Source organism: Algibacter lectus (assembly GCF_900112395.1).
GTDB lineage: Bacteria > Bacteroidota > Bacteroidia > Flavobacteriales > Flavobacteriaceae > Algibacter > Algibacter lectus.
This window is the reverse complement of record NZ_FOLN01000001.1, coordinates 169,280-183,210: the sequence shown is the minus strand read 5'-3', so window position 1 is coordinate 183,210 and position 13,931 is coordinate 169,280. Positions and strand designations below refer to the sequence as shown.

The 13,931-nt window shown below is 35.7% G+C and carries 7 protein-coding genes; all 7 read right to left on the bottom strand.

The features are described from left to right. Window positions 1–69: 69 nt before the first annotated feature. Window positions 70–1,599 (bottom strand): sulfatase family protein, encoded by a 1,530-nt coding sequence (locus BM246_RS00710; RefSeq protein ID WP_083415652.1) that lies wholly within the window; start codon window positions 1,597–1,599, stop codon window positions 70–72. After that, complete coding sequence (locus BM246_RS00705) at window positions 1,596–3,143, bottom strand: sulfatase family protein (protein ID WP_083415651.1); 1,548 nt, start codon at window positions 3,141–3,143, stop codon at window positions 1,596–1,598. The genes BM246_RS00710 and BM246_RS00705 overlap by 4 nt, the downstream gene beginning before the upstream one ends. A gap of 70 nt (window positions 3,144–3,213) precedes the next feature. Next, entirely contained in the window at window positions 3,214–4,827 is a 1,614-nt protein-coding gene (locus BM246_RS00700) for a sodium:solute symporter (protein WP_074935388.1), read from the bottom strand. Between the two features lies 1 nt (window position 4,828). Then, window positions 4,829–5,791 (bottom strand): aldo/keto reductase, encoded by a 963-nt coding sequence (locus BM246_RS00695; RefSeq protein WP_074935387.1) that lies wholly within the window; start codon window positions 5,789–5,791, stop codon window positions 4,829–4,831. 107 nt (window positions 5,792–5,898) lie between these two features. Then, window positions 5,899–8,322 (bottom strand): glycoside hydrolase family 95 protein, encoded by a 2,424-nt coding sequence (locus tag BM246_RS00690; RefSeq protein WP_074935386.1) that lies wholly within the window; start codon window positions 8,320–8,322, stop codon window positions 5,899–5,901. A 766-nt stretch (window positions 8,323–9,088) separates the two neighbouring features. Further along, on the bottom strand, window positions 9,089–10,567 hold the full coding sequence (locus tag BM246_RS00685; RefSeq protein ID WP_074935385.1) for a SusD/RagB family nutrient-binding outer membrane lipoprotein: 1,479 nt from the start codon (window positions 10,565–10,567) through the stop codon (window positions 9,089–9,091). Between the two features lie 17 nt (window positions 10,568–10,584). Continuing rightward, complete coding sequence (locus tag BM246_RS00680) at window positions 10,585–13,761, bottom strand: SusC/RagA family TonB-linked outer membrane protein (RefSeq protein ID WP_083415650.1); 3,177 nt, start codon at window positions 13,759–13,761, stop codon at window positions 10,585–10,587. Between the last annotated feature and the right edge of the window lie 170 nt (window positions 13,762–13,931).

The window sequence follows — 13,931 nt, the reverse complement described above, 5'->3', positions numbered from 1 at the left end:
GAATGTATATTTTAATTGGTATTATAATGTGTTTATATTAAAAAGGTGCCTTCGAATATATCTTTATGTTTAATTTTTAACATCTGTATTTATTTTTTCCCAATTTGGTCCTTCATCTCTAATATTAATCCATTGTTTTATCATTATAGGTTTTAATTGTTCTACCATTTCTGGTTGAATAGTTACTAGGTTAATTTGTTGTTCGGGGTCGTTAGCAAGGTTGTATAGTTCGAAACTAATAGGAATTGAGGTTTTCATCCATTCCATTAAAGTAAGGCTTTCAGTTTTTTTAGGAAATCTACCAATTAGAGTATAATTATTATACCGCATAGCCATATGTGGCATTCTAAAATATGCGTCTTCATGATTTGGATATAACCATATGTAAGGTTTTTCTCTTTCAATCTTCTGACCAATAAAGGCAGGAAAAGCATCAATACCGTCTATGTTCAGGTCTTTAGATATATTTATGTTTGCAAGTCTTGCTGCAGTGGTTATGAAATCTGTAGCAATAACCATTTCATTGCTAGTTGAACCAGCTGGTATTTTAGAAGGGTAGCGTATTATGCCAGGAACTCTGTGTCCACCTTCATAAGGAAATCTTTTCATTCCTCGGTAAATTCCCGGAGTACCAAAACAGTTATCACGTGTTGGAGCTTCCCATTCGCCTTGAGATTCTTCTAAATTAACTGGAGATTCAGGACCGTTATCACTCGTGAAAATAACCATAGTGTTTTCAGTTAATTGTTCTTTGTCAATTATTGTCATTAGGTTTTCGAAAGCTTTGTCTAATTGTGAAACGGTGCCGTAGTATTCTTTTTTATTCTTGCTAATATCGTATTCCGGACGTGCAACACCACCATAGCTAATAGATTGTTCTAAACTATCTACCATAGTATTATCATACATATCACTGTATGCTTCTGGCGGGGCTAATGGCGCATGTGGTTCATGTGTAGAAACAATAAGTAGGAAAGGTTTACTTTTGTCTCTTTTGTTAGTTAACCAATCTGTTGCTTCTTCAGTGAGCACATCGCAATACCATCCGTTTACTTCTCCAACATTTTCGCCATTTCTTATAAATTTTTGGAAATTTTTTGGGCCTTTATAGGCGTTATGTGTAGAGGCAAACCAATAATCAAATCCTTGATCTCCTGGGTTGGGTTCTTTTTTTTTATCTGTTTTTTCTAATCGCGATAGGTGCCATTTACCCATAAAAGCGGTTTCGTAGCCACCGGATTTTAAAACTTCTGCAATGGTTGTTTCGCTATCTCTAAGATGTGTTCCTTGGAAACCTTGCAGGTAATAAAAACCACTTCTATATGGGTTTTTACCGGTTAATAAGCCTGCTCTAGATGGGGAGCATACGGTTCCTGCGGAATGCAAGTCGGTAAGTAAAATCCCTTGCGAAGCAAATTTATCTATGCCAGGGGTTTTTATTATAGGATTGCCATAGCAAGATAAATCACCGTATCCTAAATCATCTGTTAGATAAATTATAATATTTGGTTTTATTTCTTCTTTTTCAGCCTTACAACCAATATGCGATAAGGATGTTATGAAGAGAAGTAAAAGTGTTATTTTACTTCTCTTTCTCATTTTTTTGATGCTTGATTTAATGTCTGCCAATTAGGACCTTCATCTCTAATTTCAATCCATTCCTTAGTCATTAATCCTTTTAGTTCATTAACCATTTCTGGTTTAGTCTCCGCAAGATTTATTTTTTGTTCAGGATCGGTATCTAAATTATATAAAGCAAAGGTTGTTGGAACAGATGATTTCATCCATTCTATAATGGTTTGATCTTCGGTTTTTTCTGGAAACTTCCCTAGCAATGTATAGTTGTTATAGCGCATTGCCATGTGTGGCATTCTAAAGAAGGTGTCTTCATGTGTTGGGAAAATCCATAAATAAGGTTTGTTTCTTTTTATTTTTTTACCTAAAAAAGCTGGGAATGCATCGATGGCGTCTGGGCTTACTTCTTCGGTTAGTTTTATATTTGCAAGTTTTACAGATGTTGTAATAAAATCTGTTCCTACTACTAATTCATTACTTGTTGTTCCTGCAGGTATTTTTCCAGGATAACGAACAATACCTGGTACTCTGTGTCCACCTTCATAAGGGTAACGTTTCATTCCTTTATATATACCTGGTGATCCAAAACACATATCTCGAATAGGGTCTTCCCAATTCCCTTGAGATTCTTCTAAGTTAACGGGGTGTTCAGGTCCATTGTCACTGGTGAAAACCACCATGGTATTGTCTCTTAGTTTTTCGTCATCTAATGTTTTCATTAGGTTTCCGAAGGCGTTATCTAATTGCGTAACGGTACCGTAGTAGTCTTTTTTGTTCTGTGTAATATCGTATTCTGGTCGATCTACTCCTCCATAACTTATTGTTTTTTCTAAGCTGTCTACTTCAGCATTATCATACATTTGACTGTATTTTTCTGGAGGAGCAACTGGTGTGTGTGGTTCGTGAGTGGAGACTATAAGTAAAAATGGCTTCGATTTGTCTCTTATGTTTGTAAGCCAGTTTGTAGCTTCTTCAGTAAGTACATCGCAGTACCATCCATTAGCTTCACCTGCGGGTTCTCCGTTTCTTATAAATTTTCCGAAATTTTTTGGCCCTCCAAAGGCGTTGTGCGTGGATGCAAACCAGTAATCAAAACCTTGGTCTCCTGGAGTTGGTTCTTTGTGTTTTTTTGTTTGTTCTAGTCTTGATAAGTGCCATTTTCCCATAAAAGCAGTTTCGTAGCCGCCGCTTTTCAATAGCTCTGCAATTGTTTGTTCTTTTTCTTGTAAATAAGCGCCGTAAGCACCTTGAATATAGTAAAAGCCACTTCTGTATGGGTTTCTTCCTGTTAATAATCCTGCTCTTGATGGAGAGCAAACTGTTCCTGCAGAATGGCAATCGGTTAATAAAACGCCTTCCGAAGCAAACTTATCTATAGATGGTGTTTTAATTATTGGGCTTCCAAAGCAGCCTAAATCACCATATCCAAGATCATCAGTTAAATAAATAATAATATTGGGTTGTTTTGCTACTTCTTCTATTTGAGTTGTTTTTTGTTTACAGGAAGACACGACAATTAGTGATGTCACGGTTAGAATACGGGTAATTTGCAAGGTGAATTTTCTCATAAGGTTCTAGGCGTATTTTGGTCTGTGTTGTAACGAAATAAGTTTGTATTTTGTTAAATTAATAGTACTATTATTGAAATAAGAGATATAAAATGATGAGCGATATAAATAATAGGCCAGCATAGAAACGGACATCATTTGTACCTTTAAATTTTTTATCTACAAGAAATTGCCATGGATTGTCCCATGTGTATTTTAATTGTTTTTTACTTGGTTTAGGTGTGATGTAGCTTACACTGAAATATATCACAGAGCATATACAAAACAGCCACCAAGCTTGCATCATGAAAGGGATACCCCAACGATCTGTTATAATACTTGGTTTGCCAGAAAGCGTTGGTATAAAATCGGCAGCGAAAGCCGTTATGCCTATTATAAACCCTGAAATTAAAGTTGCTAGAGAAGCTTCTTTTGTGCCTTTTTTGCTAAATACGCCGAAGAGGAATACGGTGGCAATTGGCGGTGCTAAAACGGCAGCTATTGAATTTATAGCTTCAAAAATACTTCCAAACCTTTTTCCTTGGGTAGACCATGCAATAGCTAATATCATGACTACTACGGAAACATATTTACCGATAAGCACTTGTTTTTTGTCTGATAATGAAGGTTTTACTCTTTTTGCAATGTCTATGGCTACTAAAGTAGAGCAGCTGTTTAGTGCTGCGGCAATAGTACTCATTAATGCAGAAAGTAATGCGGCTGCAAAAATACCTTTAATGCCAATAGGTAATAATTCGTTTATTAAAACAGGTAGTGTTTCGTTACTATCTGTGATTTTATCTTTAAATAAAACATACCCAATAACACCAGGTAGTACCATAATGAAAACGGGTAATATTTTTAGGAAACCTGCGAAAATAGGTCCTTTTTGAGCATCTTCTTCACTTTTAGCTGCTAAAACTCGTTGTACTATAGTTTGGTCTGAGCACCAGTACCATAAGCCTAAAATAGGATAGCCAAGTATAATAGAATACCATGATAAACCTTTATTTACGGAGGTTTCATCACTTCTTATCATACTTATTTGGTTGGGTTTTATGTGTTGCTTAAAATCGGCAAATGAATGGATTCCAACTTCAGGAAGCTCGTCGATGGCAAATATGGTTAGTATAACGGCACCAGCTATTAGTACAACTGTCTGTACCGTTTCTGTGACAACAACAGCTTTTAAACCTCCAACAATGGTATAGGTTGCGGTTATTACAGAGATAATTAAGATAGAATGAAATACATCTATTCCGAAAAAAGATTTGAATACGATGGCTCCTGCATAAAGGCTCATTCCTATGTGTACAAATAATGCACCTAAGATGGCCATAAATGCTAAAAAGGATCTAGATAATGGGCTGTATCTTTTTTCTAAAAATTCGGGTAATGTAGAAATTTTACTTTTGAAGTAGAATGGTGCAAAAACGAGCCCTAATATAATGAGCATTACTGATGCCATCCACTCGAAATTACCCCAAACTAATCCGTCTTCAAATCCGGAAGCGGCAAGCCCAACTAAATGTATTGTAGATATATTACTTGCAAAAAGAGCAGCGCCAATAACAATCCAATTTAGACTGCGTCCTGCTAAGAAATAGTTGTCAGAAGTCATTATTGTTTTCTTTGTCGATAATATGCCAATAGCTAGAATGGCTATTAAATAAAAAACAATAATAAATAAATCTACATTTTCCATACTAGTTGTTAAAGTCCCCAAAATCAAAATTCATGTTTCTGAGTGGTTCAAGCAGTGAATATACTTCTTTTATCAATAACACGTCAATAGGTTCTTCAATCCAATCTATATTTTGGTTGAGTGTTTTTTCTTCGGTGCAACTAAACAAAGTTGTTGCTATTTCTGGGTTTTCCAAAGAAAATTGTAATGCTATTTTTTCAATTGGAACACCGTTTTTTAAGCAGAAATCTATAGCTTTTTTTACTGTAAATAATTGTGTTTCAGTAACAGGATACCAATCTGGAGGACCTTTTTTTGTTAGTAAACCACTAGCAAAAGGGGATGCGTTAATTAAACTTATCTTTTTCTCTTTAGCTTTAGGTATTAATTTTAATAATAGATTATTAATTAGAGTGTGGTGGTTGTGGGCTAAAATAGCGTCTACTTGATGGTTTTCAATAACGCTGGTTATAAGTTCTATTGGGTAACCGGAAACCCCATAAAAGCGAATTTTCCCATCTTCTTTTAATTTTCTTAAAGCTTTAAGTCCTTCATCCATAGCTAGGTTGAAATATTTGCCTTTATCGTATTCTATATCATGAAGGAAAACCATATCAATATAATCGGTTTGCAAACGTTTTAGGCTGGCTTCAACAGAATTAATTATAGATTGATATTTAAAATTGAATTCAGGAGGGAGCGATGCTGTTTTTCCTGCTTTGGTTGAAATTACAATTTTAGATCTATCAATTGTTGTTAAACCTTTACCTAGTGTTATCTCGGATGTTAAAGGGCCAAATTTTGAATCGTTTCTTCCGTAAGCCGGAGATGTGTCAAAATAATTAATACCACGATCAAAGGCTTGGTGTATGGTTTTTATGGCTTCCGTTTCATTAGTTTTGCCAAACATACCACCGATACCTGAAGCTCCAAAACCTAATTTACTAACTAATAAGTCTGTTTTTCCTAGTGTGTTATATTTCATTTATAGGTTTTTAGTTTACACATAATTTTTTATCCTTAAAAAGAGGCTTTGTTTTTCAATTGGGCCAAAGCTGAGAGGAAGGTGGAATTTTTTGTATACGCTGTATATTATAGCGTTTCTACGGTATACGTTCTGCCTTTTATGGTTTTAAATTCAATGATGCTATTGGAGAGTTTTTTAGTTTTAATTTTTTTTCCGTTTTGTAATACGATTACTTTATTTTCAAACTTAATTTGGCAAGGTTTTCCTGCTTTTGATAAAATAGCTACAGATGTAAGTTTTTCATTTTTCCAACTAAAATCAAGTTCAAACCCACCTCGTGCAACAACACCTTTAAATTGACCGTCAGACCATTCTGATGGTAGAGCAGGTAGTAATTCAATGTAACCTTCATTAGATTGAATTAACATTTCTGTAATTCCTGCAGTAACACCAAAAGAACCATCAACCTGTAAAGGTTTATAGCATTTTGCGAAAAGTGAAATGAAACATTGTTCTTTTATGTAGCCTTTAAAAATCTTGTTTGCTCTATCTCCATCTTTTAATCTGGCCCATAAAGCCATTTTCCAACCTCTTGAAAAACCGGTGCCGCCATCACCACGTTGCTCTAATACTTTTTTTACAGGGCCAATAAATTCTGGTGTTTTGTCTAATGAAATAACATTTCCTGGGTATAAACCATATAAATGAGAGAAGTGTCTGTGTTTATCCTCCATTTGCTCATAGTCTTTAGTCCATTCTTGGAGCATGCCATCTTTTCCAACTTGATTCGGTGGGAATAATTTTCTGGCATCAGATACTTGTTTTGCGAATTCTTTATCTACGCCTAATACTTTTGTAGCTGAGTCGTAATAGCTAAATAAATCTTTAAGGATTTGCATGTCCATAGTGGCTCCTGCAACAATAGTTGTAAAGTAGTAGCCGCCTGTTACCTCATCAAAAAAGTATTTATAACCTTTTCCTTTAGGAGGGTTTTCTGGAGAGTTCGAAGGGTTGGTTACTAACCAGCCGGTTTCAGGATATTCAACAAGGAAATCCATGAAAAACTCAACAGCACCTTTCATTGTAGGGTAGATGTCTTTTAAGTATGCTTCATCTTGAGTAAAAAGATAATGTTCCCACATATGTGTTGTTAACCATGCGCCACCTACTGTAAATGTACCCCATGTTGGTCCATCCATTGGTGCGGCAACTCGCCATATATCTGTGTTTTGGTGAAGCACCCATCCTTTTGCGCCGTAATGTTCTTTTGCTACCTCAGAACCTTGATCTGTAAGTTCTTTGATCATGGTTGTTAAGGGTTCAGAAAGCTCAGAAAGATTAGCCGTTTCTACTGGCCAGTAATTCATTTCTGTGTTAATATTTGTTGTGTATTTTGAATCCCAAGACGGGTTCATGTCCTTATTCCAAATACCTTGTAAGTTTGCAGGTTGCGTGCCTGGTCTTGAAGAAGAAATAAGTAAATATCGTCCAAAATTATAACACAAAGTTGCTAGTTGTGGGTCTGGTTTGGATTGTATTTCTGCCATTCTTTTATCTGTAGAGAGGTAAGATACAGGTGTTGTTGGCAAGGTTAATTCAACTCTATCAAAATATTTTTTATAGTCTTTTAATGCTAGTTCTTTAATCTTATCGTAAGATTTGCCTTCTAGATTTGCTAAAGTGCTTTTTACACGTTCATGTTGATCTGCAGATACGTCCTTATAGTTTACAAAGTTTGTTGCTGCTGCAAAATATAAAGTCACACTGTTTGCTTTTTTTATAGATAGAATGGTGTCGTCTCTACTAATTTCGCCTCCGTCGTGAATGGCTTTAATTTGTGCTTCGTATCTTATCTTTCCTTCTACCCCCATATAATCGGCAGATTTTCCAGTTACTACAAGTTGGTTTTCTCCAAGACCGTCCATTTGAAAGTAGTCTGTAGCATAGTTGGAGTGCGATTTGTTTCGTACACCTCGAAGTTGAGCATCAAATGAAATACTTCCTGGCTTATCTGCAGTAATTTTAATAGCAATAGTTTGGTCTATAGCAGAAGCGAAAATTTCTCTTTTATAATTAACGTTATTAGAAGTGTAAGTAACAGTAACCATTCCTGTCTTTAAGTCTAAAGATCTTTGGTAATTTGTAACGCTGTCTTTTTCGAAAAACAAGTGTAAGTTGGCTAACGATTGGTATTTTTGTTGTTCCACAGGGTATCCCATTAGAGCACGTCCAAATAGTTTATGAGCCTTTATAGGTTCGTCGTTGAAAAGGTACTTTTGAATTTCTGGAAGTTTTTTATAGCCGCCTTTTACGACAGTAGAATATGGGCCTCCAGACCAATACGTTTCTTCGTTAAATTGAATTTGTTCAACATCATGTTTTCCATACACCATGGCGCCGATGCGTCCATTTCCAACAGGTAAAGCTTCTTCCCATATTTTGGCTGGTTCATCGAACCAAAGTACTGTTCCTGTATCAAAATTGTTTTGTCCAATGCTTATAGCAGTATGACATAAAAGTAAAAAAAATAAGAAATGTTTATTGTTCATATAAGTTTAATTTAAATACTACGCTAAATAGAATTTGTTATCTGATAAGTATATTATTGGTTTTATGTTTTTTTTTTTTTTTTTATTTTATTTTTAATGGATAATTATAAAGTTTATTGGTATTTGTAATGTTTGTTTGTAAGTCTTTAAAATAAGGAGTAGCTGAAATAAATTTCAACTACTCCTATAGACTAACTCAAATTAAACTATAATTTTTTAACAACAAATAAATGCTTTGGTTATTAAGATTATTAACATGCTTATGTTCTCAATATAATCATGTTATTATATAAGTTATTAATATAGTTTTAATAATGTGGTAAATGTAATAGTTTTTGCTTTAATAACATCCCTTTATCTTGTCATTAAGCTATATTATCTTGTTTTTTTAGCATAAAATTAGTTTAGGTTGTGTTTTATTATGTGGTTTCAATGATATTTATTGTTTTGTTATTAAAATGATATTCTAAAGTGTTTATTTAATATGGTTGTGCTTTCAGTTTTTCTATGTTACTGCTTGTATGTTAGGTTTTTAGCTTGTGGTGTTGGGTTTGTTAGGGTTATACTGTCTGTGGAAAGGTGGTGTGTAAGGTGTTGTTTTTTATTTGTTTTGTTGTTGGCAGTTTTGAATAGAGTGGATGTGACTTTAGTTTTGGAATTTAATAATCTTAGGTTTTAATGGAGGTGATAAAACAAAAATAGCATCAGATTTACCTGATGCTATTTTAAATAAACACTATTTAACTAAACTAATTTGTAATATTATTTAATTCACGTTTGGTCTTTTGTCCCACCAAAGTTGTGTGCCCCAAAAAATATCTTTTTCAACAACATCGAAAGGGAAGTTGGTGTTTAATGATTTTTCAGAATCTGGGTAAGAAAACCTAAACGGGGGTCTGTTATGTGAATTGGCGTAATCTCTAGAGACTTCCAATATTAATGGGGTATCTGTTCTTCTTACTTCGGCCCAAGCCTCAACGCCTTGTTTGTAAAGTGAAAGCCATTTCTGTAGGTTAATTTTGTTTAAATTAGAAGTTGTACCACTATCCCAAGCTACTTCAGGTTCGGCTAAAAATGTAGTGGCGTCTGCGGTAGAAATTCCGTTTTCTTCTAAAGAGGTTTTAATGCCGGTTTCATAGTTTGCTTGCGCTTGGTTGCCAGTAATTAAGTTGCGCTCGTAAGCTTCGGCTATTATGAAATAGCTTTCGGATGCATTCATGAATGGAGAAAAACCAGAAGGATTGTTTCCGAATCTATCGCCAATGTGTGATGTATTGTTGGCGTTGTTTAAGGTGTCATTCAATTGGTTTTGCCCATATTTATAACCTCTGTATGCGCCGTAATTGTTAGGGTCTGCGTAAACAGATAATCTAGGGTCGTTGTTGTTTATTAAGGTTGTGATTATTATATTGTTGGTTCTGTATCCTGAGGTTTTGTTTCCGTCTGAAGCTCCCATGGAGGTGTACCAAGGTTCGATATCTGGGGTTACACCTGGCCAATTGAAGTAAGCGTTGTCTTCGTTGCTCGTCATTATTGGGTATATTGCAGTGTTGTCTAAGACGTTAGATAATGTAATTTTTGATGCAGCTTCATTTGCAGAGGACATTCTCATGGCAACTCGTAGTCTTAAAGAATTACAAAATTTACGCCATTTTGTTATGTCTCCATGGAATAAGAAATCTCCATCACCTAGCTCTTCACCGTTGTTATCAAATAGGTCTGCAGCTGTTTTTAATTCTGTTAAAATTTGGGTATAAACTTCTTGTTCGGTGTCGTATTTTGGGTATATCGTTCCGTTTTCTTCAAGAGTAAAAGCTTCAGAATATGGAATTTTTCCCCACATATCAGAAGTTTTGTGTGCCATGTAGCTTTTTAGGGTTAAGGCAGCGGCGTATAAATTATTGTTGTCTTCTGTTTTTGCTAGTTTCATGGTTTCAGCAGCATAAGTCATTGAGGCATACATGGCATCCCATTGGCTATTGTTTATACCTACTCGGTACTCGTAATCGCCAGCTCCAATGGCTGCGGTTTGTCCTGAAAACGAGCCTGTATAATAGGCGCCAAGGCGTGCTGCAAAGAGTGTTTGAGATGAAGTTAGTAGTGCTCTTCCAAGTACATTGGATGCCGGAACAGTAGTTGCGCTGTTTGGGCTTATGTTCATGGATTCGAAATCGTTTGTGCAAGATTCTAGTGCAAGCGATAAAAGGGCTATGACTAGAAATGAGTTTATTATTTTTATTTTCATGATATATTTTTTTTAATTTAGAAACTAGCTGCTAATTTAAATCCGTAACTTTTAGTGGTTGGTACTTGGAAGTTTTCGTAACCAATACCGCTTTCGCCGCCACCAAAACCAATTTCTGGGTCTATACCGTATTCTTTAGTGTCTTTGCTTCTGTAAAGGATGCCAAGATTTCTTCCTACTAAGGATAGGTTTAATTTATTGATTGCTTTTATTTTAGAAACATTAAAATTATAGCCTATTGCAAGTTCTCTTAATTTTACATAGGTAGCGTCTAGAATAGAGTATTCGTGGTTATTCCATACCCAAGATCCGTTAAAATATTCTTGAGCAGAAACGCGAACGTCGTTTGGTGTTCCGTCTTCAAAAACACCGTCAACAATTAGTCCAGTTTCTCTAACGTTATTTTTTACTGTATTTTGGTAAGCGCCAGTTGGGTAGGAGTGCCAGGCTGTTGTGCTAAACATATCTCCGCCTATTTGAGCATCGATTAGGAAGCTTAGGTTGAAACCTTTGTATGTAAAAGAGTTGGTTAGGCCTCCTGTCCAATCTGGAGTAATATTCCCTAATTTTTCGGCAGCATTTGTGGTTAGTGGTGTTCCGTTGCTATTAACAACAACTTTGCCTTCATCATTTCTAACAAATGGTAAACCCCATAAAACACCCCATTCTTCGCCTGGGATGCCTAATGTTTTTACGCCACCAAACCCACTTGATATTTGGTAGGATTCTAAGTTTCCGTATAATGTGTTTACGATACTTTTGTTTTTTGCCCAGTTCACAACAATATCCCAATTAAGTCCTTTTGGGTTTTGTATTGCTTTCCCAGATAGCATTAATTCAATCCCTTTGTTTTCTATTTCTCCTGCATTTAGTAGCATGCCGTTATAGCCTGTTGTAGTAGATGTTGTTACGGATAGAATTTGGTTAACAGTGGTTTGTGTGTAGTATGTGAAATCTACCGCGATACGGTTTTTTAAAAATCGTAAATCTGCTCCAATTTCATAAGATGTGGTTTCTTCAGGTTTTAATCCTGTAGGAGGTAAGGTTCTTGATGGAGTGAAAACAGATGTGCCGTTAAAGGTTCCTGCGGAATAAGTGTTGTTTAGCTGGTATGGGCTAGTGTCTCCACCAACTTTTGCCCAACCACCTCTTAGTTTTGCGTAGGTAAAAATGTCTGATTTTATTGAGAAAGCGTTAGTGATGTCTAGTCCGCCGCTTATAGATGGGTAGAAATAGGATTGGCTTTCTTTAGGTAGTGTTGAGCTCCAGTCGTTTCTACTTGTAATACCTAAGTAAAGTATTTTTTTATAAGAACCGTTTAAAGCAAAATACGCACTGTTGGTTTCGTATTCGCTAGAGTACATAGAATTTCCAGGTGTGCCTTTAACATTAGAGATGGTGTATAAATTTGGTACTGTAAGATCGGATGCGCTTAAAGATATGCTGTTATAGGTGTTTGTTCGTCTGTTAACTCCAATAAGTCCATCTACACGAATGTCGTTAAATGTTCTGTCGAAATTTAAGGTGATGTCTGTATTTATTTCTTTTTTGTTGAATTGTGATTCGCTAAATTGTCCGCCACGATCAAGTCTTTGGTTTCTAATGGTTCCAGATTGTGTAATGGTTTTTCTTGTTTCGTTGTAATAATCAATTCCAATACGTCCGTTGGCAGATAACCAATCGTTTATTTCATAAGAAACAGCTACGTTACCAAATATTCTTTCTCTGTTAAAAGCATTGGTGTTTCTTAAGCTGTAAAAAGGGTTGTCAAGATTGAAAATATAGTCTTCGTTACCTTTTTCGTAAAATAAATCTTTTGCGTATTGTGTTGGGAAATCTCTTTGAAGCCAAGCGAAAATGTCGGCCCAGTTATATCCGTTTTTAGGTAAGTTATCACTTTCTTTTTTTACATAAGTGAAGTTTACGGTAGAAGTAAGTTTGTCTGTAGGTGTTAAATTGATGTTGGCAGAAAGTGTGTTTTCTTTTTGACCTGTATTATCAATAATTCCTTTAGTATCGGTGTTGTTATATGAAATTCTTCCTGACGATTTTTCTCCATTAGATGTAATCGAGATGTTGTTTTGGGTGGTAACACCGGTATCAAACCATTCTTTGATATTGTCTGGACGTGATACCCAGGGGCTGTTGGCTCCTGTAGACCATTGGTCTAAAAGTAATCCTGCGTCTAGTCTTGGGCCCCAGTTTGTAGGGTTGGAGTCGTTTATTCCCGAGCCATTGCCATCTACATAATTATATGAAAACTGTTTAGCGTAATCATTATAACTTAGGTTGGTGTTGTTGTCCGAGTTGTGTTTATCGTAAAGGTATTCGCTACCATCTCTTCCGCCTCCATATTCATTTTGTAAATTAGGAAAGTAGGAAGCTTTGTCGAATACCATAGAAGAGCTATAACTAATTCCTAGGTTTTTGCTGTTAGGACCTCCTTTTTTTGTGGTGATAATAATAACTCCATTTGCGGCTCTGCTTCCGTATAAAGCTGAAGCATTAGCGCCTTTAAGTACACTTATGGATTCTATATTGTTTGGGTCGATGTCCGATGCTGTGTTTCCCCAGTCAACACCGCCACCTCCGGCTAGATTTGGTGATGAGTTATCTATAGGAGTGCCATCTACAATAAAAAGCGGTTGGTTTCCAGAGAACGAAGCGTTTCCTCTAATAACTATTCTTGATGATGCACCAACTGTGCTGCCGCCGCTTGTAACTTGAACACCTGCGATTTTTCCCGATAGTGAGTTTACAATATTGGCTTCGGGTGTTGTGGTTAATTTTTCTCCAGAGAGTTCTTGTACTGCATAACCTAGGGTTTGTTTGTCTCTAGATATGCCAAGTGCTGTAACAACAACTTCACTTAAGGATTCTACATCGGGCTCCATGGTGATGTTGATAATTGTTTTTGAGTTTACGGTGATGGATTGTTTAAGGTAGCCTAAATAAGTGAAGGTTAGAATGTCGTTTGTTTTTGCGGTAACACTGTATTTCCCATCAAAATCTGTGGTAGCTCCTTGTCCGGACGCTTGGTTTATAACAGTGGCGCCGGGTAGTGGGACGCCTGATTCATCTGTAATAGTTCCTGAAATGGTAGGGCTTTGGGCAAAAAGTGATGCCGTAAAAAATAGGGATGCTCCAAACAGGGATAGCTGTTTTTTTATAAGCGTTTTTAATTGTTTTTTCATATCTTATTAATGTTGTTTTAATAAGATATGAATTTATAGAATTTCACGACATAGCACTGATTTTATATTATCATTAAATCATACTATTTTAACCAAAATTTAGTAAGAAGTACATGTAATTGTTTTAAGAGATAATAAATCTTAGTTTTTTGACTGATTTGGCTTAATAA